Annotated in this window: 21 protein-coding genes; 1 reads left to right on the top strand and 20 read right to left on the bottom strand. The window is 35.8% G+C overall.

All coding sequences use genetic code 11. The annotated features are described in order from the left end of the window. Positions 1 to 1,343 precede the first annotated feature (1,343 nt). The 16 genes from ACEPXD_RS07535 to ACEPXD_RS07460 form a co-directional block, all read right to left on the bottom strand. Positions 1,344 to 1,646: a YpoC family protein gene (locus ACEPXD_RS07535; protein WP_391121817.1), complete on the bottom strand. Its 303-nt coding sequence runs from the start codon at positions 1,644 to 1,646 to the stop codon at positions 1,344 to 1,346. Continuing rightward, positions 1,639 to 2,289 carry an endonuclease III gene (gene nth / locus ACEPXD_RS07530; RefSeq protein ID WP_391121814.1) on the bottom strand — a complete coding sequence of 217 codons (651 nt, stop codon included), beginning with the start codon at positions 2,287 to 2,289 and terminating at the stop codon, positions 1,639 to 1,641. The genes ACEPXD_RS07535 and nth overlap by 8 nt, the downstream gene beginning before the upstream one ends. An 11-nt stretch (positions 2,290 to 2,300) precedes the next feature. Beyond that, complete coding sequence (locus tag ACEPXD_RS07525; RefSeq protein WP_391121811.1) at positions 2,301 to 3,011, bottom strand: DnaD domain protein; 711 nt, start codon at positions 3,009 to 3,011, stop codon at positions 2,301 to 2,303. A gap of 104 nt (positions 3,012 to 3,115) precedes the next feature. Beyond that, positions 3,116 to 4,411, bottom strand: coding sequence for an asparagine--tRNA ligase (gene asnS, locus ACEPXD_RS07520; protein WP_391121808.1), 1,296 nt, complete (start codon positions 4,409 to 4,411; stop codon positions 3,116 to 3,118). Positions 4,412 to 4,439: 28 nt separating this feature from the next. Next, positions 4,440 to 4,928 carry a DUF5590 domain-containing protein gene (locus tag ACEPXD_RS07515; RefSeq protein ID WP_391121805.1) on the bottom strand — a complete coding sequence of 163 codons (489 nt, stop codon included), beginning with the start codon at positions 4,926 to 4,928 and terminating at the stop codon, positions 4,440 to 4,442. Between the two features lie 3 nt (positions 4,929 to 4,931). After that, positions 4,932 to 5,102: a YpmA family protein gene (locus ACEPXD_RS07510; protein ID WP_391121802.1), complete on the bottom strand. Its 171-nt coding sequence runs from the start codon at positions 5,100 to 5,102 to the stop codon at positions 4,932 to 4,934. A 28-nt stretch (positions 5,103 to 5,130) separates the two neighbouring features. Continuing rightward, positions 5,131 to 7,881 (bottom strand): ATP-dependent DNA helicase DinG, encoded by a 2,751-nt coding sequence (gene dinG / locus ACEPXD_RS07505; protein WP_391121799.1) that lies wholly within the window; start codon positions 7,879 to 7,881, stop codon positions 5,131 to 5,133. Between the two features lie 1,356 nt (positions 7,882 to 9,237). Beyond that, positions 9,238 to 9,621: an aspartate 1-decarboxylase gene (gene panD / locus ACEPXD_RS07500; RefSeq protein WP_391121796.1), complete on the bottom strand. Its 384-nt coding sequence runs from the start codon at positions 9,619 to 9,621 to the stop codon at positions 9,238 to 9,240. Positions 9,622 to 9,624: 3 nt separating this feature from the next. Beyond that, positions 9,625 to 10,470: a pantoate--beta-alanine ligase gene (panC, locus tag ACEPXD_RS07495; protein ID WP_391121793.1), complete on the bottom strand. Its 846-nt coding sequence runs from the start codon at positions 10,468 to 10,470 to the stop codon at positions 9,625 to 9,627. Next, the gene (gene panB, locus ACEPXD_RS07490) at positions 10,448 to 11,302 is read right to left on the bottom strand and encodes a 3-methyl-2-oxobutanoate hydroxymethyltransferase (protein ID WP_391121790.1); all 855 of its coding nucleotides are present in this window, start codon (positions 11,300 to 11,302) and stop codon (positions 10,448 to 10,450) included. The genes panC and panB overlap by 23 nt, the downstream gene beginning before the upstream one ends. 275 nt (positions 11,303 to 11,577) lie before the next feature. Further along, on the bottom strand, positions 11,578 to 12,558 hold the full coding sequence (locus tag ACEPXD_RS07485) for a biotin--[acetyl-CoA-carboxylase] ligase (protein ID WP_391121787.1): 981 nt from the start codon (positions 12,556 to 12,558) through the stop codon (positions 11,578 to 11,580). Beyond that, positions 12,542 to 13,726 (bottom strand): CCA tRNA nucleotidyltransferase, encoded by a 1,185-nt coding sequence (locus tag ACEPXD_RS07480; protein ID WP_391121784.1) that lies wholly within the window; start codon positions 13,724 to 13,726, stop codon positions 12,542 to 12,544. Before ACEPXD_RS07480 ends, ACEPXD_RS07485 begins: the two co-directional genes overlap by 17 nt. 1 nt (position 13,727) lies before the next feature. Then, on the bottom strand, positions 13,728 to 14,858 hold the full coding sequence (gene bshA, locus ACEPXD_RS07475; protein WP_391121781.1) for an N-acetyl-alpha-D-glucosaminyl L-malate synthase BshA: 1,131 nt from the start codon (positions 14,856 to 14,858) through the stop codon (positions 13,728 to 13,730). A 12-nt stretch (positions 14,859 to 14,870) separates the two neighbouring features. Then, the gene (mgsA, locus tag ACEPXD_RS07470) at positions 14,871 to 15,278 is read right to left on the bottom strand and encodes a methylglyoxal synthase (RefSeq protein ID WP_391121778.1); all 408 of its coding nucleotides are present in this window, start codon (positions 15,276 to 15,278) and stop codon (positions 14,871 to 14,873) included. Between the two features lie 10 nt (positions 15,279 to 15,288). Beyond that, entirely contained in the window at positions 15,289 to 16,065 is a 777-nt protein-coding gene (dapB, locus tag ACEPXD_RS07465; protein WP_391121775.1) for a 4-hydroxy-tetrahydrodipicolinate reductase, read from the bottom strand. A gap of 2 nt (positions 16,066 to 16,067) precedes the next feature. Next, positions 16,068 to 16,400, bottom strand: a complete 333-nt coding sequence (locus tag ACEPXD_RS07460; RefSeq protein WP_391121772.1) for a nucleotide pyrophosphohydrolase — start codon at positions 16,398 to 16,400, stop codon at positions 16,068 to 16,070. A gap of 108 nt (positions 16,401 to 16,508) precedes the next feature. Here ACEPXD_RS07460 and ACEPXD_RS07455 point away from each other — a divergent pair, with 108 nt between their 5' ends. Further along, a complete protein-coding gene (locus ACEPXD_RS07455) occupies positions 16,509 to 17,378 on the top strand; it encodes a YitT family protein (RefSeq protein WP_391121769.1) in 870 nt (289 codons plus the stop codon). Positions 17,379 to 18,300: 922 nt separating this feature from the next. On the opposite strand, the gene ACEPXD_RS07450 is transcribed toward ACEPXD_RS07455, so the two are convergent. From ACEPXD_RS07450 to qcrB, 4 genes are all read right to left on the bottom strand, one after another. Further along, positions 18,301 to 18,981, bottom strand: coding sequence for a zinc metallopeptidase (locus ACEPXD_RS07450; protein ID WP_391121766.1), 681 nt, complete (start codon positions 18,979 to 18,981; stop codon positions 18,301 to 18,303). Between the two features lie 55 nt (positions 18,982 to 19,036). Next, positions 19,037 to 19,633, bottom strand: coding sequence for a DUF1405 domain-containing protein (locus ACEPXD_RS07445; protein WP_391121763.1), 597 nt, complete (start codon positions 19,631 to 19,633; stop codon positions 19,037 to 19,039). A 76-nt stretch (positions 19,634 to 19,709) separates the two neighbouring features. Beyond that, on the bottom strand, positions 19,710 to 20,498 hold the full coding sequence (locus tag ACEPXD_RS07440; RefSeq protein WP_391121761.1) for a menaquinol-cytochrome c reductase cytochrome b/c subunit: 789 nt from the start codon (positions 20,496 to 20,498) through the stop codon (positions 19,710 to 19,712). A 41-nt stretch (positions 20,499 to 20,539) separates the two neighbouring features. Then, positions 20,540 to 21,214, bottom strand: a complete 675-nt coding sequence (gene qcrB / locus ACEPXD_RS07435) for a menaquinol-cytochrome c reductase cytochrome b subunit (protein ID WP_151699653.1) — start codon at positions 21,212 to 21,214, stop codon at positions 20,540 to 20,542. Positions 21,215 to 21,225: the final 11 nt, after the last annotated feature.

Below are 21,225 nucleotides of genomic sequence, written 5' to 3'. Positions count from 1 at the left end.
AAAGGCGGAAACACTTTAGAGAAGGGCTGAGCAGCCAAAATTGCATCTTTGGCTGCTTATTCTATGAATAGGAAAGTGGATATTCTTTCATTCCCAAAAGCTTTGGCACTTGGTTTATTTGTGCTTGCGGAGAGCGATGGATAAATGACTACCACACGATTACCGTAAGAAAAGCGCAAGCGCCCTTTAAGTGCATCTTGTCTTCTCTATTTCTAGAGTGCTTTGGACGAAACATTTGCTACACTATCACCGCAGGAATTTTTGTGGATGGAGAAGTGACTGCGTCACTTCTCCATCCACTTTTTTTCGATAATCTTGTGGCGGATGTTTGTCCGTCGCCTTCTTGAAATTTGTAGAGACAAGGTGCGTAAGGTTTGGTTAATGAGAGATTAGATACTTTCCTATTCTTTTAAAAGCGGACGAAGATGCAATTTCGTCCGCTCAGCGCTTCTTTATCAATGAATACTACCTATTTTTTTCAGGTTCACCAATTCTAATCATCTACCCGCTGATTCATGTATACTGTGTACGATAAAAGTAAAAACATATAGGAAATCCTGCTTAAGGAAGACACCATTAAAATCACTTCAAGTCTTTGTGAATACTGGATTTCTAGAATATAAATTTCATATACTTTCTTATTAGGAACTACTCACTTAATGGATTGTAGTGAAAGGTGGCGACTCCAGCGGGATGAGTGAGACAGGTGTGCCATCTCAAACGACGCGAATGCGGCGGTGATGGCTCATCGCTCACCCCGCGGAACGCGTCCACCTGAAACGGAAATCCGCAGTATTCTTTAATTCTTTAAAGTACTAGGAACACTGGTTTCGCAGGTTGATAATCCATATACTTTCTTATCTTTTAAAAAATGCGGAGGGATGCGACAAAGTCGCATCCCTCCGCATTCAGAAATATGGGTAACGGCGCAGTAATCGTTCAGTCCAAAGCAATCCAAAAGCGACTATATACTAAGTTCCTAGTATTTTATCACTAAATTATCTAGTCATTTTTTGGATATTTTTGATTAATAAACACGTGTGATTATACTTATAAATCTCTAAAAACAAAAATGTATCTTTTTCTTTTATTGATAGAATAGCTTGAATGAGTGTTCCACTACAAGCAACATTAATTTGCAGAATTACTCTTCCTATTCCAACTTTCAATTTTTTTGTTTTGTAATATCTAAATACCGATTATAAAAAAGAAAAGTCAATTGCATTTTGCTTTCGGCTTTTCTTCTTCACTTTCAATCCAAGATTGAAGTCCTTCATTAAGAGGGTAATTCTACATATTCACCTAGCCTTCAATAAATAGAAAACTCAATCCCACCTATTTAGTTATTTATTATCCATAATTCTTTTCACCGCAATTTTCTTTTTAGTTTCTTTGAATAACTCTTCAAGTTGACGGAAGGAAGTATAGTTATGAGTATTCTTTTCAATAAATTCCAAACGCTCGGAAAAATTAATCGGTTTAACCTCTTCCGAATCTTCTAAAATTTTCATCAATAGTAAAATGCTATGCTCCATCATATTGTATCGTGATTCATCTTCAATTCTAAAAAGCATTGCTAACTTTTCTTTTAATAGATCCCACTCAGCAAATTTTCTTCCGACATCGATAAAATTATACTTAGACAATTTTACTCATCCTTTTTTTACCTTCTCGGCAAATAGACAATAAAGGACATTGCGGGCATTGTGGATTTTGTGCTTTGCAGTGATAACGACCAAAGAAAATTAGTTGATGATGCGCTTTTGACCATAATTCCATGGGAGTTTTTTTCATCAATATTTGTTCCACTTGGAGTACAGAATCTTTCCATCTGCAAAGACCTAGCCGCTTAGAGACACGTTCTACATGGGTATCTACTGCAATTGCAGGTATACCAAAAGCAACGGATACGACCACATTTGCTGTTTTACGCCCTACTCCTGGAAAAGCGGTAAGTAAGTCTCTATCGGCAAGGACTACCCCATCATATAATTCAATCAGCTGTTTACTTAGTGCTTGAATATTTTTAGCTTTATTTCGGTATAGTCCAATCGACCGAATATCGTTCTGTAACTCTTCTATTGGAACCGCTAAGTAATCTTCTGGTTTGTGATACTTCTGAAACAAACTCTTCGTTACTTTATTCACCAAGACATCTGTACATTGTGCAGATAATAATGTGGCGACAAGTAGTTCGAATGGATTTTCATGGACTAGCTCACAATGAGCATCAGGGAACATTAGCTCCATCTCATCTAGGCAAAACTGCCATTGTGCTTTCGTCAGCAAAATATCTCCACCTACTCTCTCTCTTCTAACCAATTATAAAAAGATACCTTTGTTGCACTTACTGCCTGTTCAACTTGTTTTTGTATTGGGATTTGCTGTCTAAAATTAGAAGACTGTTTCTCGGCGGCTTCCACTGTTTTAATATTTTTCTTTTTCCATTCAAACAATATACGATCGATGTAGCGTAAACTAAGCTTTTGCGATAATACTGCCTCTTTTAGTGCTAGCCGGATTAATGCAGGAGAATGTTGATCTTGATCAAACCACATGCCAATCGTTTCATATTCCATTGGAGATAATAATCTTCCAAATTCTTGTTCAAATAATTTATAGATAGTTCCTTCTTCTACTTTCAATACATCATCTTCTGCACTATTCTCTTCTTGCTCTACGTAATTTAAAAGTAGATTCCACAAATACTGAAAATTATAGTATTCATATCGTATACCTTCTTCATCAATTTGCTGTTCGATTTGAACAAATCCTTTTTGCACAAGGCGCTGTAATATGCTCGTAACTTTATTTTCATCAAAATGCGTACGTTCGACTAAGTTTTGCGGAGTTGGAAAGTGGTTTCCCGCCTCTCCAAATGCGATTAAATGTAGAAGCAAAATAGCTTCTTCATCTTTTACATCAATCATTTTATAATAGTTAAAAAAAAGCTGGGAAATGGTTACATTCCCCTGCTCTGTCCAAATACGGAGTCGATCTCGCTTTTGCATACTCGTCTCCCCTTCTTAAGATATTACACAGTATAAAATCTCTCTAAAAGCAGCTGCTTGCTTTGTCGCAGTAAAAATATTTCTACTGCGCAAAGCTCTTTCTATTATGGGTATAATCTATTTAATAAACGAGGGAAAGGAATGGACTCACGAACATGTTCAGCTCCGCTTAGCCATGCAACTGTTCTCTCTAATCCAAGTCCAAATCCAGAATGTGGTACTGATCCTTGTTTGCGTAGCTCTAAATACCAAGCATACGCGGATTCGTCTAAACCGTGTTCTGCTAGGCGTTGTTTTAATAATTCATAATCATGGATACGTTCTGATCCACCAATGATTTCCCCATATCCTTCTGGAGCAATTAAATCTGCACATAAAACTACGTCATCTCTATCTGGATGTGGTTGCATATAGAATGGCTTAATACCTATCGGATAATGGGTAATGAAAACTGGCTTGTCATAACTTTCTGCAATCGCGGTTTCATGAGGTGATCCAAAATCGTCACCCCATTTGATATCATCAAAGCCTTTTTCATGTAAAAATTTGATGGCATCATCGTATGAAACGCGTGGAAAAGGCGCTTTAATATTTTCAAGTTTTGACACATCTCTGCCTAAACGTTCTAATTCCAATGTACAATTTTTCAATACAGTTTGTGCAATAAATTCTACATATTGCTCTTGAACTTCTAAATTTTCTTCAAATTCAACGAATGCCATCTCTGGTTCAATCATCCAGAATTCGATTAAATGACGACGTGTTTTTGATTTTTCTGCTCGGAATGTAGGACCGAAAGAAAAAACTTTTCCAAGAGCCATTGCAGCTGCTTCCATATACAATTGACCTGATTGAGAAAGGTAAGCGTCCTCTTCGAAATATTTAGTATGGAATAGTTCAGAAGTACCTTCTGGAGCAGACCCTGTTAAAATTGGTGGGTCCATTTTAACAAAGCCATTATCATTAAAAAATTCATAAGTTGCTCGAATTATTTCATTACGAATTTTCATAATGGCATGTTGTTTTCTAGAACGCAACCATAGATGACGGTTGTCCATTAAAAACTCCGTACCATGTTCTTTAGGTGTGATTGGAAAGTCAATCGCTGCATGAATCACTTCAATTTCTTTTATTTGTAATTCATATCCAAATGAAGAACGCTCATCCTTAATAATCTCACCAATTATATACATAGATGTTTCTTGTGTTAATCCTTTAGCAGTTTGGAAAATTTCTTCTCCAACTTCCTCTTTTACAACAACACCTTGTACAAAGCCAGATCCATCACGTAATTGTAAAAATGCTATTTTACCACTTGAACGCTTGTTTGCAAGCCATGCACCAAGTTTCACTGTTTCGCCAACATGGTTTGCCATATCTTTAATCATAATTTTTTTCATTTTATCCTCCAAAAATTTAAAAGTTTCGTTATAAATTAGATATTCGTTTCCACCAGTCTCCGTTATCAAATAATAAGTATACATAACTTAGTTTATTATCTTTGTTAATGAACGAAATTTCCCATACTGGTCCTACTTCTTCTACTCCAAGTTTCACATGTAATAATTTACTAATTTTTTCATCTTTCATTGCTAATTCTTTTGCCTGTTCTTTTGTTATTCCGTCTTTAAACTTAACTTCCATAATTGGTTCATCTGTTTTCTTTTCAGGAATAAAAAAAGCTTTTGCTTCCCCTTTAGCAGTCTTACCAATGACTGTATGATAAGAAATATTGCTATTATAAACATACGAATCATTGATTTGGGATAACAAATTATTATGTAATACATATGTTTCGGCATCATCACTAGCAGCTTTAAATGGCGCTTTTGCTTGAAAGTAAATAAGTAGACTAAGAATAAACGTTAGACCAATCAAAAAAGTAACAATAAACAGAATCCATCGTTTTAAAGTCATCTGTTAAGTCCTGTAAATAGTAAATATAGCTTTTTCTTGTTGGTGCTTATCTAGCGCTAATCCGAACATTAAATCCTGCTCTTTTAATGTTCGATTTAATTGATCAACTATTTTATATAAGTCATTCTGGTAATTGACTGTAACCGTTGATAGCACTTCAATTTTATTTTCCATATTTCTAACCTGCTTTCTAAAACTATACTTACTTAGTATACCAATTTTCAAGCTCTAAGACCATATTTTCTAGCGATACTTTCTTCACAGGAATATTAGGAATGGCTTGTAAAAAGTCACTACCGTATGATTTTGTTTCAATCCTTCTATCTAACACGATAAATACCCCTTTATCTGAAGATGAACGGATTAAACGACCAAATCCCTGTCTAAATCGAAGAACTGCTTCAGGTAAGGAATATGCAGTAAAAGGGTTTTGACCATTCATAGTAAGTAACTCAGCTCTCTTTTTAAATATAGGATCATCCGGGGAAGAGAACGGAAGCCTCACCATGATGATTACAGACAACGCATCTCCCGGAACGTCTACACCCTCCCAAAAACTATTCGTACCAAATAAGACAGATTTCGAAAATCGTTGGAATGATTTTAGTAATCGCATTCTACTTCCCGCGGACATACCTTGTGCAAATAGCATATAATCATCTAGTAACTTTGTATCCTGTATCAAGTCCACTGTTTTTCGCAGCATATCTTGAGAAGTAAACAATACAAAACATCTACCTTCTGTAACAAGTACTGTTTGAACAATAGCTTCTGCCACTGATTCAATATAATCACTTTGTGAAACATGTTGAATTTCTGGCATGTCTTCAATAATTAATAGTTCTGCCCCATTATAGTAATCAACAGATGTTTTAAATGAACAAATTTCTATTTTTTCATGTAATCCAAGCTGAGAAGTAATGAAATGTCGGTTCGAAGGTACAGAAAGCGTTCCAGAAGTCCAAATTACTGCTCCAGCAGCCCTTAAAGGATTTAGTGCATGTTTAATATCATTCTGATAGTTGAGTGGTCTTTTAATAATTGTAAGACTTCCAGGTATGCTTCTTGTATCAATTTCTAACCACTTTGCTTCAATTGATTCTTCTTGTAAAAAAATTTCATCCCATTCAGCTACTTTTATCTCAAGCTCTCGTATCCAATATTCCCATTCATTCAAAATAATTGGCGCAATTTCTTCCACTTTCATGGAATAGGAATGGATGATGGATTTAGCTGATAGGATAAAAGTTTGGATAGAAAGCGCAACTTTATGAAAAATCGATTCATTTAAATGTAAGTCATCTAATAAAATTGTTTTTTTTGTATTTTTTGAGCGATTTTTTGTATGTTGAACAGAATCGATAATATAAGAAACCGTTTCATCGAATATATTAACTATTTCTACAAATTCTTTTTCTAGACGTATACGTAAAGGCAATGGTATATGAATGATCGACAACTTATAAAGTAGTTGTTCTGTATCTAATGTTCCAAACTGCCCAAGAATGTATTTCCAATTTGTGTAGGAAAAGATACGTTCTTTTCTAGACATACTTGCATGAATAAATTGATGAGCTTCATCAATAATTGTCGCGCATCCCTTTGCTAATAATCTAAATTCTCGGTCTTGATCTGCCAATATCATGGCATGGTTTGTAACTAAAATATCACAATTTTCACTTTTTCGAATCGCTCTCTCATAAAAATCAACAACATCCGATTCTTCTGATTTAAATGGAATGGCTCTTCTAATCTTGTCTACAAATAATTGCCCACCACCAGATACATTTAACTCTGTTAAATCTCCTTCGTCTGTAAGGGTTAACCAAACTAAAATCTGCATAATCGTAAAAGTTTCATCATACGATTCATCTTCCAGTTGAAGATGTTGCCAAAAACGATACAAGTCAATATAATGATGCATTCCTTTTAGCTTTGCCACTCTAGTTTTCACGCCTAGAACTTCATCCAGTTTAGGTATTTCTTCTTGCACTAATTGATCGATTAAATGAGTTGTATATGTACTAATAATTACCGGTTTTTGTTTTTCCATCGCATAGATGGTTGCTGGGAGTAAATATCCTAAAGTTTTGCCTATCCCTGTCTCTGCTTCACAAACAATTTCTTTTTTTTCTTGCAAGGTAACGTGAATCGTATCCATTAATTCAAATTGCGCAGGACGCTCTTCAAAAAACAGCAAGCCTTTTTGGAACAGTTTTACCTTTGATAGTTTCTCTAGTGGATAATTTTGTTGTATCTGGCCAAATTCCTTCTCTTCCTCCAACTGTTTTAAAGGAATATTACGATACATTGGAAATTCTTTCGCTTCGTACTTCGTTCTTTTAGTAGATAAGACTTCAAAGAAAAGCAACGATAAGTTAGATTTCAAATGAAATGATCGTTTATGTAATAATTCAATCGTGCGAAGTGGTAAATGTGATAGCTGCTCGATACATTTTAATAATAAAAATGCGGTAGCGAGTGCATCATCATCTGCTCGATGCGCCATTTGCAAGTCAATTTGTAATTCAGATGCAATATCTTGAAGCTTATAGCTATATAAATTAGGAAACATTAACTTTGTAAATTCGACGGTATCCATTGTTTTGCAAATTAATTTTGGAAGTCCCACTCTCTTTAACTCGCTTTGTAAAAAAGTAAGGTCAAAATGAATATTATGTGCAACAAAAATATGATCTTGCAGCATGTCTAAAACCTCGGAACCAACTTCTTCAAACAAAGGTGCGTTTACTACATCCGCATTTTTAATCTTCGTTAGATCTTGGATGAAAAGAGGAATCGATTTTTCCGGATTAATAAACGTAGAAAAAGTATGTACGACTTTATAATTATTAACAAATACAATTGCAAGTTGAATAATACGATCACCACTAGAAGATGAATGGCCTGTTGTTTCAATATCTACAACTGCATATTTATGATTTTCCACCATTCCTCAACTCACAATTCTTATATTCTAAAAAAATTGTACCACATCCATTTAATATTCACTAAAATTTTACTAACAAAACTATACTTTTAAATTAGAAAAACGCAAGCGCCCTTTAAGTGCAACTTGTCTTCTCTATTTCTAGAGTGCTTTGGACGAAACATTTGCTCCTGCGGTTACTCGTCGCAAAAAGAATTTTGGCTACACTATTACCGCAGGAATTTTGTGGATGGAGAAGTGACTGCGTCACTTCTCCATCCACTTTTTTTCGATAATCTTGTGGCGGATGTTTGTCCGTCGCTTTCTTGAAATTTGTAGAGACAAGGTGCGTAAGGCTTGGTTAATGAGAGATTAGATGCTTTCCTATTCTTTTAAAAACGGACGAAGATGCAATTTCGTCCGCTCAGCGCTTCTTTATCAATGAATACTACCTATTTTTTCAGGCCCACCAATTCTAATCATCTACCCGTTGATTCATGTATACTGTGTACGATAAAAGTAAAAACATATAGGAAATCCTGCTTAAGGAAGACAGCATTAAAATCACTTCAAGTATTTGTGAATACTGGATTTCTAGTATATAAATTTCATATACTTTCTTATTAGGAACTACTCACTTAATGGATTGTAGTGAAAGGTGGCGACTCCAGACGGAGGCCAACAGGATGTTGGTCACGAAGGAGTTGCCACACGATGTGGCGCTCTTAGCCTTCGTTCCTCGGAGACAGGTGTGCCATCGCAACGACGCGATTGCGGCGCCCCCGCGGAACGCGTCCACCTGAAACGGAAATCTGCGGTATTCTTTAATTCTTTAAAGTACTATGAACACTGGTTTCGCAGGTTGATAATCCATATACTTTCTTATCTTTAAAGAAAAGCACAAGCTTCCTTTAAGTGCACCTGGTCTTCACCAATTCCCGGTGCTTTGAACTAAACATTGGCTACACTATTAATGAAGAATTTTATGGAGGATCTTGTAGTGTATGTTTGTCCGTCGCCCTCTTGGAATAGGTAGAGACAAGGTACATAAGGTTTGGTTAATGAGGGATTAGATACTTTCCTATTCATTTAAAAGCGGACGAAGATACAATTTCGTCCGCTCTGCACCTCTTTATAAATGAATGCTATCTATTTTTCTTTATTACCACCTACTCTAATCATGCCCCACTGATTTATGTATACTGTATGCGGTAAAAGTAAAAAAACAATCAAGATCAAGCCCTTGTAGCACAACTTATGGATGCTCAACTTTTACTGGATTCCTAGCATCCAAGATTCATATACACTTATCTCTAAAAAAAGGAGCAGCATTTTAAGCTGACTCCGTTTTTTAAGATGTGCCATATTAGAAGTGGAATACTACATTATAGTAGCTTCTGGTTCATAATGTATAATTTGTTTAATCGTATTGTTTTCATTCATAATAGCAACAGTTGGTTGATGTGTTTGCGCCTCTTCGTTCATCACATACGCATAGGAAAGAATAATGACGATATCTCCTCGTTGGACAAGACGGGCAGCCGCACCATTCACACAAATAACACCGCTACCTCTTTCACCAGCAATAATATACGTTTCAAAACGAGCCCCATTATTATTATTTACAATATGCACTTTTTCATTTGGCAACATTCCGACAGCATCTAAAATATTTTGATCAATCGTAATACTTCCTACATAATTTAAATCGGCTTCCGTGACGACTGCACGGTGAATTTTACTATTTAACATCATACGTAACATACGTTACACTCCTTTTACATCCACAATAATATTATCAATTAAGCGAGCATTTTCAAAAAATACTGCTGTTGCGAACAAGATTTGTTCTGCATGATTAAAATCTGATTGTAAGTTTGGATATGCTAGCGCTTCCAAATAATCTATCTTACCAGAAGTATTTTGTTCGATATATCGCTTACCTTCTGAAATAGCCAAACTAATATCTTTTGTTTCACGCCAAATTTCCGTTGAAATGGTAAGTCCTTTATATAAATGAATCGCTTCTGCTCTTTCCTTTTCGCTTAAAAATACATTTCGAGAACTTTTCGCCAACCCATCAGCTTCTCTAACAGTGGAAACTCGTTCAATTTGCACAGGGAAGTTATAAGCTTTCACAAATGTCTCTATAATCGCAAGTTGTTGCGCGTCTTTTTGGCCAAAATAAGCTTTTGTTGGTTGGATCAAATGAAATAACTTTGTAATAACTTTTAAAACACCATCAAAATGTCCAGGTCTACTCTCCCCACATAGCTTTGTGGAAAGTTCACCTGCATGAATCGTTATACCACTTTCGGACGGATACATTTCATTCACAGGAGGAACAAATAGGACATCTATTCCAGCTTTTGTCGCCAGTTCTGTATCATGTTCTATATCTCTTGGATATCGATCTAAATCTTCATTTGGGCCAAATTGAGCTGGGTTTACGAAGATGCTTGAAACGACTATATCATTTTGTTCTCTCGCTTTAGTCAATAGAGCAAGATGGCCTTCGTGGAGATATCCCATTGTTGGTACAAACCCAATTGATTTCCCTTTATTGCTATCTAAAAAGTTTTGTAACTCATTAATTGTTTGAACTGTTTTCATGATTGCCTCCGTACAATTGTTGAAGTTGATCTTCTTTCATTGTAAATTGATGTTGGACAGTTGGAAATTTTTCATTTTTGACATCTTCTACATATTGCGTGATGCCATTAGCAATAGAAATCCCGACGTTCGCATATTCCTGTACAAATTTTGGTATATGGTGTGTTCCGTATTTTATCATATCATGGAAAACCAGCACCTGACCATCTGCACTCGCTCCAGCTCCAATTCCAATTGTAGGAATAGTCAATGCAGCAGAAACCTTTTCCGTTAACTGATATGGAATACATTCCAATACAACTGCGCACGCACCTGCTTCTTCACATTTTTTAGCATCATCTATTAACTTTTCTGCAGCAGCTGCAGTTTTACCTTGTACTTTATAACCGCCTAGTACTCCAGCAGATTGCGGAAGTAACCCAAGATGTGCAACTACTGGTATACCAGCAGAAGTTAACTTTTGTATCACAGGTATTACATCATCTGCCCCTTCTACTTTTACAGCTTGAGCATTCGTTTGTTGCATAATTTTTACTGCGTTAGTAAGTGTTTGATTTAGTGAGCCGTGAAATGTCCCAAATGGCATATCTACGACTAAAAAAGTGTTTGGTGCTCCTCTTCTTGCAGCTTTTCCATGATGAATCATATCATCCATTGTCACAAGTACCGTGGAATCATATCCTAACACGACCATCCCAACGGAATCTCCAACTAAAATCATATCTACCCCTGCATTTTCTGCAAATTTAGCAGATGGATAATCATAAGCTGTTACCATAGCAATTTTTTCTTTACTTTTCTTCATGTCTACAAAACTACTAGTTGATTTCAATTTTACTCCTCCTCTTTTTTTGAGAAGAAAACCAATAAAAGCCCTTCAATCCGAGAATGGACAGAAGGGCAGAAAATGTCTAATGTAGGTTTTCTCCGTCCCTGTCGTAGCATGATCAAGGCAGACTATTTATTTGTGTACAGAATATGACAGGTGCAGTTCGATTAAGATACTACCCTTCGCATATAGATTAACAGAATCCTGCTTATTAGTCCAAATTATTATTTGTACTATCAGTTATGATTTGGTGTACTTGTAAAATTGCTTCAGTTGCATCATGTTAAATGAATGTCCGCAGAGTATATTCCACGTATCTCACCATCATCCAGTCGTAACTGTAGTACTCCATCATTTGAAATACCAATTGCAGTTCCTTCTAAAGTCTCTCTTAAAAGGATTGCACGAATTCGCTTTCCTATTGTACAACTATAACTTTCCCAGAGTAATTTTATAGGTTCAAATCCATTTTCAACATACATCTTTGTATACTTTTCTAAATAGAATAGAATCTTAGCAACTAAAGCAGCACGATTAATGTCATTTCCTGTTTCTATTTTTAATGAAGTCGCAATCGATTGAATCGATTGCTCGAATGATTCGAGTTCCTGGTTTACATTAACCCCAATTCCAATAATAATGGATTGAACTCGATCCATATCCGCTTGTAGTTCGGTTAATATACCAGTTACTTTTTTTCCATTCATTAATAAATCATTAGGCCATTTTATCTCTGGAGCACTCCCAGTCAAATCTTCCATTGCTTTTGTAATGGCAACTGCTGAAACAAGCGTAAATTGCGGTGCCATATGTGGACTAATTTCAGGACGAATAATGACACTCATCCAAATTCCATTATTTGCAGAAGAATCCCATACTCGTTCTAATCTTCCTCTACCTGCAGTTTGCTCTTCCGTGATCACGACCGTGCCATGAGGAGCCCCTTCCCTAGCCTTCTCTGCAGCAATATTTTGAGTGGAATCGCAAACTGGATAATATAAAATGTTATGACCTAACTGAGCTGTCTCTAAATAAGAAGATATTCTTTCTTTGGAAACTATATCTGGAATCGAAAGAAGCATGTATCCTTTTTTCTTTACCGCCTCAATTACATAACCTTCTAATTCCAAGGCTTTCAGATGCTTCCAAATCATTGTGCGAGAAACGGATAATTCATCTGCTAATTTTTGGCCTGATATTGGCTCTCCTTTTGCGGATAGTAGTTGGGATAGAATCTTTTCTTTAATTGTCATATTCATGAAAAAACCATTCCTTTATATGTGCTCGTTCATTTTCAACTTTTCCATTAACAATCGCTATCGTTAATTTCTCTAGGACTTCTTTTATCCAAGGTCCTCTTTTCTCTTGTTTCCATTCCATTAATTCATTTCCATTGATAGCAATTTCTTTGGAGCATGAAATTGGTATAGCTGCTTTTAACCGTAGAATGTCATCCTTTTCATAAGAAGTATGCATATCCAAAATGATTTGAGCATAATTGGCCGCTGATAGTAATACCTCTTCTTTAAATTGAAAGAGGTCATATGTCGTCCATAGTCCTTTTTTCAGCTTTTCTACTGCAAGAAGAACTTGCTTTACATGCATTTTTTCTGCATTCGAGCATTTATAAAAATTTAATAAGTTATTTATATCGTTTGATTGCTGCATTAGTGCAAAAAATGCCCACCCATTCGCTACATTTTCAAACATCAAAAATCTATTCCATTTATCTAGATATGTTTTCCAATCACCAGGGAAATTTATCGCTAACATACTCGTCTCAAATAAATACATACCTTTTCCTACATGATCGCTTGCCCAAATTTTCTCTAATTCTACTTTTACTCTTTCCAGTGAAACACGGCCAATTAATTTATGTTGCATTTCAATAGCTTCTAATGTATTTACATGCAATGAAAAGTCTAGTTGTGCAGAGAAACGTATAGCCCTTAACATACGGAGTGCATCTTCGGAAAAGCGCTTATTCGGATCACCTACCGCCCGAATAAGTTTCTTTTGAATATCTGAACTTCCATCAAAATAATCAATCAGTTCATCCTTTTTTGTTAATGCCATAGCATTCATTGTAAAATCACGTCTCTGTAGATCTTCTTGTAGAGATCGGACAAACATAACATTATCCGGTCTTCTATAATCAGAATACGTGTCTTCCGAACGAAAAGTGGTCACTTCAATTGACTCTTTTACTACTACTAATACGGTTCCGTGTTCAATCCCTACGTCAATCGTATGTTCAAATAACTGTTTGACTTCGTTCGGTGTTGCATTCGTTGTGACGTCTACATCATTAGCAGGAACACCTCGAATAAAATCTCGTACCGCTCCTCCAACAACATAGGCATCAAATCCAGCATGCTCAAGCTTTTCAATTACTTGATATGCAGCTGGCCACCGATTTTTCATCATGTTATTTTCTCGCCACTCTTTCGTACATCGCTTCATACTGTTCGACAATCCTAGAAGAACTAAAACGCTCTTGAACAATTTGGATAGATGTCTCGCTTAAATTTTTATGTAATAAAGGGTCTTGTAAAATTTTCACGCCGTATTCTGCCACTTTTGCAATATCCCCAAGTTCCACTAAGTATCCATTTTCTCCATGTGAAATTACTTCAGGAATTCCACCAACATTTGTTCCAATACAAGGAACTTCGCAAGCCATTGCCTCAAGTAAAACTAAACCAAATGACTCTTTTTGAGATAGCAATAACATTAAATCAGAAATTGAATATAACTCGGATAGATTGTCTTGTTTTCCTAAAAATAATACATCTTTTTCAATCGACTTTCCTTTTACATATTCCATAACTGGATGTTTTTCTGGCCCATCTCCTACTAATAATAATTTTGCAGGAACTTCTTGTCGAATAAGCTCAAAACTTTTCACTACGTCTGGAACATGTTTTACTTTTCTAAAGTTTGAGACATGAATAATTACTTTTTCATCGGATTTAATTCCTAGCAATTCCTTTAAATTACCAACTTCTTTTTTCGAATACTCTGCCTCATCTACAAAATTATAAATGGTTTCTATTTCTTTTTTAGGAGCGATTAACTCCATTGTTTGACTTACTAAAGAACTAGAGACTGCAGTAACTATATCTGATTTTTCAATTCCGTAACGAATTGCACCCGATAAAGATGAATCGTCTCCTAAAACCGTAATATCGGTGCCATGTAACGTTGTAACAATTCCAATATCCGATTTTGCCATATCTTTTGCAAGTATTGCGCAGACTGCATGAGGAATCGCATAATGCACATGCAGAACATCAAGTCCTTCATCTTCAATAACCTCCGCCATTTTGTTTGCAAGTGCAATATCATAAGGTGCATATTGAAAAACAGAATAGCTGTTTACCTCTACTTGATGATAAGTAATATTCGGATACATTTTATTCAACCGAAAAGGCATACTAGAAGTTATGAAATGTATATCATGCCCTTTTTCAGCAAGCATTTTTCCAAGTTCAGAAGCAATAACTCCTGAACCCCCTACTGTAGGGTAACAGGTAATGCCAATTTTTAGTTTACGCACATAATCACTTCCTTAACGAGATCGTCTCTCTTCTAATAATCGCCAATCTAAAAAACCTTCTTCTAATCCTTTTAACAAAATTTCAGCCGTTCCCATATTCGTCGCAAGCGGTATTTGATATACATCGCATAGTCTTATTAACGCTGATACATCCGGTTCATGTGGTTGTGAAGTAAGGGGGTCGCGGAAGAAAATGACCATATCCATTTCGTTATTGGCAATGGCAGATCCTATTTGTTGATCACCTCCAAGAGGACCCGACTTATATCTAAAAACAGATAAACCAACTTCTTCAATTATTCTCATACCAGTTGTTCCAGTGGCAAATAAATCATGTTCTTCTAAAATAAGTTTATATGCTGTTACAAATTGGATTAAATCATCCTTTTTTTTATCATGTGCCACTAATGCAATTCTCACTATACTCCTCCTAAGAAATAAGATTTTCTAAACCATAGATTAGAATATTCTGCTTCATAACTTCATGGATGGATAACTCAATACCCGACATAAATGAAGTACGGTCAAATGAATCGTGTCGAAGGGTTAATAGCTGTCCTTCTCCTCCAAGTAGCACTTGCTGATGTGCTACTAAACCTGGTAATCGCACGCTATGAATATGCATTCCATTAACATTAGCCCCTCGTGCACCTTTTATTAATTCATTTTCATCTAAATGTCCTTGCTCAAAAGCAATTCTTTCCTCATGAATCATTTGAGCCGTTTTAATAGCCGTACCTGAAGGAGCATCCACTTTTTGATCATGATGCATCTCAATTATTTCCACATTCGGTAAATACCTTGCTGCCATTTGTGAAAATTTCATCATAAGTACTGCTCCAATGGAAAAATTAGGAGCGATAATGCACCCTACTTCTTTTTCCTCAACCTTGTTTCTAATCTCTTCTAATTGTAAATCAGTGAAGCCAGTTGTACCAATAACTGGTCTTACGCCATTCTCTATTGCTATGATAGTATGCTCATAAACACAAGAAGGCACAGTCAAATCGACTAATACATCCGGTTTCGTTTGATAAATTAGTTCTTTTAATGAAGTGTAGATAGGAATATTATCTCCCAAGAAATCTTCTTCTTTTTTATGGTCCAAAACACTTACTAATAAAAATTCTTTATTTTTTAAAAGTGTTTCTACTGCTTCTTTCCCCATTCTTCCCCTTGGTCCTGCTATCGCTACTTTAATAACCACAACTAGTCCTCCTTTTTAGTCCAACGATCTTTATCTCTTGTATTGTATTTTATTAAGACATTCTGTAATGATTCTTCTAAGTCAATACCTTCCGCATTTGCCATACAAATTAATACAAAGAAAAAATCTCCCATTTCATCCGCAAGTGCTTTTTCTACTTCCGTTTTCTTTTTTTTCTTTGTACCATATCTATGTTGAACTTCTCTAGAAAGCTCCCCTAACTCTTCTGTTAATCTCGCTAACAGTTCCATTGGTGGAAAATAGCCTTCCTTAAACTGATTTATATATAAATCTACTTCTTTTTGTAGTTCGTGTAATGTTTTGTTTTCAGCCATTATTTTCACACTCCTTATCTCATCCTAATAAAAATATACACTGGTTGTCAAAAGCAAACAAATGATTGATAATATTAACTATAGTATATTTATATTAGAGGTGGATTCGTGGGAATAGGTTTAAAACTTAAAAATATAATTTTTATTATTATTGGGTCTGCTATCTATAGTTTTGGTTTTGTGCATTTTAATATGCAAAACCATCTTGGAGAGGGTGGTTTTGCTGGAATTACATTAATCTTATATTTCGTGTTTAAATGGGATGTAGCATTAATGAATCTTTTATTGAACATTCCTATGTTTATATTAGGGTGGAAACTATTGGGCAAAAAGGTGTTTGCTTATACGGTTATTGGTACAGTTTCCGTATCAATATTTTTGAAAATATTCGGCATTTACGAAATACCTATTGGTCTACAGGATGATATGTTCCTCGTTTCGTTATTTGCTGGTGTATTTGTTGGCGTTGGTTTAGGTATTATTTTTCGATTTGGTGGAACAACTGGCGGAGTTGATATTATTGCCCGACTTGCTCATAAGTATATCGGTTGGAGTATGGGAAAAACGATGTTTATGTTTGATGCCGTAGTCATACTATTATCTTGGCTGACGTTTTTAGATGAACGTTCTATGATGTATACCCTTGTTGCCGTATTTGTTGGTGCGAGAGTAATCGACTTTGTCCAAGAAGGTGCTTATGCGGCTCGTGGTGCATTCATCATATCAGAATTACAGGATGAAATTGCTAGCCGAATCTCATTAGAAATGGAACGCGGGGTTACTGTTTTAAAGGGGTATGGTCATTACACTAAAAACGATCGGGAAGTTCTCTATTGTGTAATTGGCAAAAATGAAATCGTTCGTTTGAAATCGATTATCACTTCTGTCGATCCTCATGCTTTCGTTTCCTTAACTGAAGTGCACGATGTAATGGGTGAAGGATTTACACTCGATGAGGAGAAAAGACCAATAGAGTAATTAGTAAAACGCAAGCGTCCCTTAAGTGCTCCTGGTCATCACCAATTCCCGAGTGCTTTGGACAAAACATTGGCTACATTTTTAACGAAAACTTTTATGGAGGATCTGGAAGTGACTGCGTCACTTCCAGATCCTCTTTGTTCGGTTATCTTGTGGCAGATGTTTGTCCGTTGTCCTTTTGAAATATATAGAGACAAGGTGCATAAGACTTGGTTAATGAGAGAATAAATCCTTTCCTATTCTTTTAAAAGCAGACGATGATGCAATTTCGTCCACTCAGCACTTCTTTATCAATGGATAATACCTATTTATTTCAGGTTCCACTTACCCAATTGATAAACTATGGAAAGTACTAGTTCATTATTCCTACGAAGCATATCGTCTATCTTATTGCACTATTATTTTTCCTCCCGAAAAGGAAAATCAACTTAAGTTTTCGATATGACCGGTTGAATTTGCGTTATGAATTCTCCCTTAATGAATATCGTCTTGAGTTTGCGATATGAGCGTGTGAATTAGCAATATACCCATAGGAGCGTAGCGAAGGAAGCGGCTTGATGCTTCCCCCAAGAAAACGTCCGCATATAGTGGAAATCACGCTGATTTATAAAGAAAATATTATACGTAATCTCACATTTCACTTATATGTTGTTCATGTTTTATGCTCTAAATTTGAATTATGAAATAGATTTAAATTAAAATTAATAAAAGATCTCGTCTTTCCCGCTATTCCCACAAGAGTCTTACGCCGCTGTGATAATCCATAAGATGAAGTTAACGACTCAGTAAAGAGTTACTCAATGTCAATTTAGAGTTTCTCAATGTCCTTTAAAAGGAAAAGGGCACCTAGCTATAGGTACAACTATAAAAAGGATCGTCCTTAGTCTTTTCTGACAAAGGACAATCCTTTTTTAATTTTTATTTAATCATTTCTATTCATACCTGTAAAAATTAATATTAAACGTAATAATTCAAGAACGGCAACTGCTGTAGCGGCAACATAAGTTAAAGCTGCAGCGCTTAACACTTTTTTCGCATGACGTTCTTCCTCGTTACGAATAATACCTAAAGATACCATTTGGTCCATTGCACGGCTAGAAGCATTGAATTCCACTGGAAGTGTAACAAATTGAAATACCACCCCAACTGCAAGTAAAACAATACCTAAAAGCAGCATATTAGTTATGCTTGCAAAGATTCCTATCATTACAAAAATCCAAGATGCGTTGGAAGAAATATTTGCTATGGGTACTAACTTATGTCTTAATGTTAAAAACGAATAAGCTTCTTTATGTTGGATTGCATGTCCAACTTCATGGGCTGCAATTGCTGCACCAGCAACAGATGCCTCATTATAATTATGGGAAGATAAAGCAACGACCTTTGTCATTGGGTTGTAGTGATCGCTTAAAAAGCCTCTACTTTCAATCACTTTTACATCATGTAATCCATTCGCATCTAAAATAGTTCTGGCTACTTGTGCGCCACTCATTCCGGAAGTCGAGCGAACTTTTGAATATTTATTATACGTACTTTTCACTTTCATTTGAGCATATAAAGGCAAGAATAAGATTATCGCAAAATACACTATATAAGAACCCAACAAAACTTCCCCCTCTCACTCTATACTATTATATTAAATCGAAATTTAGGATTCATCAACTAATTAGCTTTGACCTTTTTTGATAATTATAAATAGCGATTAGAATACATGCAATTGACAACCAAAATGTAAAATAACCAATCTGATTAGCATAAACATTTAAGCTTCTGTAAATAGGCATTTGATCAAACACATAATCAATTATATCATTATGAACTGTCCAAATAGAGGCAATCAATATATGTACCCATTTGAATTTGTAGAATGGCATATATAAGATACCTTGAAGTGCCATTCCAAAGTGAGAAATGACTAACATCCATCCCATCCAACCAATGGATCCTGTTTCTATATACGTCCAAATATTCATAACAACAGCCCACAAGCCATATTTCACAAGCGTAATTAAAGCAAGAACCTCCACCAACTTCCAGTTCTTTCTTAACAACCATCCCAATAATGCGATAGTAAAAAATAAACTTGCAGTTGGACTGTCTGGTACAAATATATAAAATATAGGTTTTGTAATAGCGAGTTGAGAGCCATACCAATAGTAACCATATATCGTTCCTAAAAGGTTGACAAAAAACAATAGCCACATAAATGATTTATTGTAGAGTATTACCTTCAAAAACATCGTCAGATCTTTCATGAAAACACCCCTAATTATATATAGGTAAAAAAAAAGAGTCAGTTTCCTGACTCTTTTTTATCTAGCTTCCGCTTTATTATTTGCCCACTGGTTGTAGAGTTGTTATAAATTCTGCAAGTTTGTGAAGCTCTTCATCTGTACCTTTGAAAGTACCACCTGGCATACCACCTGGTAAACCTTCATGAGCGATCGTAACGATCTCATCAGCTGTATATTTCAAACCGATCAACGGCTTACCTATACCACCCTCAAAAGCGTTACCATGACAACTGATACATGAATTTTGCGAATAAATTTGATAACCTTCAGAATTTTCATCAAATTCTACTTTAGCAACTGGTGCTTTAATTTCCCCTTGAGCTTTAGCAGCTACCCAGTCATGGTTTGCTACTGATTCCCAAGTTAAAAAAATCATAGCAGCAAGAGCAAGAAGCATAAATCCAGTTGGTAACGGACGTTTCCACGGACTTCTTTCCTTACTTGTATCTAAAAATGGTACTAATAATAGCGCTCCAAATGCTAAACCTGGAATGACAATTGCTCCAATCACATTATATGGTCCAGAAGCAAATTCGTATTTTAATAATTGGTATAGAAATAAGAAATACCAGTCTGGCAATGGAATATAAGCTGTGTCAGCTGGATCAGCCGGACGCTCAAGTGGCGACGGATGAGCAACTGTTAACACTAAATAACCAACTAAGAAAACCGCACCGACTAACCATTCTTTTAACAAAAAGTCAGGCCAGAAAGCTTCTGTTTTACCCGGATACTCAGAATAGTCTTTCGGCATTTTTTTAGGTCTGCTAGCTGGATCTGTTACACGAGAATCCCCAACAAACTTCATACCTTTTCCGCGATGCATAATGTCCCCTCCTTTTAAGAATTATCTGTTCCACTTACCCATTATAGTGGTCCAGAAATACCTTGACGACGAATCATGATAAAGTGAGCTGCAAGTAAAGCAAATAACGCAGCTGGTAAGAAGAACACATGAATCGCAAAGAATCTTGTTAATGTTTGTGCACCGATAATATGTTCATCACCGGCTAATAATGTTTTAATAGCTCCACCAATTAGTGGAACAGATGCTGCAATTTGAATACCTACTTTAGTTGCGAACAATGCTTTCATGTCCCAAGGCAGTAAGTAACCTGTAAAACCTAAACCTAACATAACAGCGAAGATTAACACTCCGACCATCCAGTTTAGTTCACGAGGCTTTTTATAAGAACCAGTAAAGAATACACGTAATGTATGTAAGAACATCATAACAATTACAAGCGATGCTCCCCAGTGATGCATCCCTCGCACGATTTCACCGAATGCTACTTCGTTTTGAAGATAGTAAACAGATTCCCATGCATTTACAATATCCGGTACGTAGTACATCGTTAAAAACATACCCGATAAAATTTGAATAACCGTAATAAAGAATGTTAACCCTCCAAAACAATAGACAAATGCAGAGAAATGATGTGCAGGGTTTACGTGTTCTGGTACTTCGTGGTCTGCGATATCACGCCATATTGGTGTAATATCTAACCGTTCATCCACCCAATCATAGATTTTATTCAGCACTGATGTCGTAC

The organism is Psychrobacillus sp. L3 (assembly GCF_042945595.1).
Classification (GTDB): Bacteria; Bacillota; Bacilli; order Bacillales_A; family Planococcaceae; genus Psychrobacillus.
This window is presented reverse-complemented; position numbering and strand designations above follow the sequence as displayed.

Bases quoted from the DNA above. Each gene is read 5' to 3' on its own strand.
- ACEPXD_RS07480 (WP_391121784.1), bottom strand. From the start codon at position 13,726: ATGATGAAAAATCGGTGGCCAGCTGCATATCAAGTAATTGAAAAGCTT.
- ACEPXD_RS07515 (WP_391121805.1), bottom strand. From the start codon at position 4,928: ATGACTTTAAAACGATGGATTCTGTTTATTGTTACTTTTTTGATTGGT.
- ACEPXD_RS07460 (WP_391121772.1), bottom strand. From the start codon at position 16,400: ATGGCTGAAAACAAAACATTACACGAACTACAAAAAGAAGTAGATTTA.
- ACEPXD_RS07510 (WP_391121802.1), bottom strand. From the start codon at position 5,102: ATGGAAAATAAAATTGAAGTGCTATCAACGGTTACAGTCAATTACCAG.
- ACEPXD_RS07525 (WP_391121811.1), bottom strand. From the start codon at position 3,011: ATGCAAAAGCGAGATCGACTCCGTATTTGGACAGAGCAGGGGAATGTA.
- panC (WP_391121793.1), bottom strand. From the start codon at position 10,470: ATGAAAACAGTTCAAACAATTAATGAGTTACAAAACTTTTTAGATAGC.
- panD (WP_391121796.1), bottom strand. From the start codon at position 9,621: ATGTTACGTATGATGTTAAATAGTAAAATTCACCGTGCAGTCGTCACG.
- ACEPXD_RS07445 (WP_391121763.1), bottom strand. From the start codon at position 19,633: ATGAAAGATCTGACGATGTTTTTGAAGGTAATACTCTACAATAAATCA.
- dinG (WP_391121799.1), bottom strand. From the start codon at position 7,881: ATGGTGGAAAATCATAAATATGCAGTTGTAGATATTGAAACAACAGGC.
- ACEPXD_RS07440 (WP_391121761.1), bottom strand. From the start codon at position 20,498: ATGCATCGCGGAAAAGGTATGAAGTTTGTTGGGGATTCTCGTGTAACA.
- ACEPXD_RS07485 (WP_391121787.1), bottom strand. From the start codon at position 12,558: ATGAATATGACAATTAAAGAAAAGATTCTATCCCAACTACTATCCGCA.
- asnS (WP_391121808.1), bottom strand. From the start codon at position 4,411: ATGAAAAAAATTATGATTAAAGATATGGCAAACCATGTTGGCGAAACA.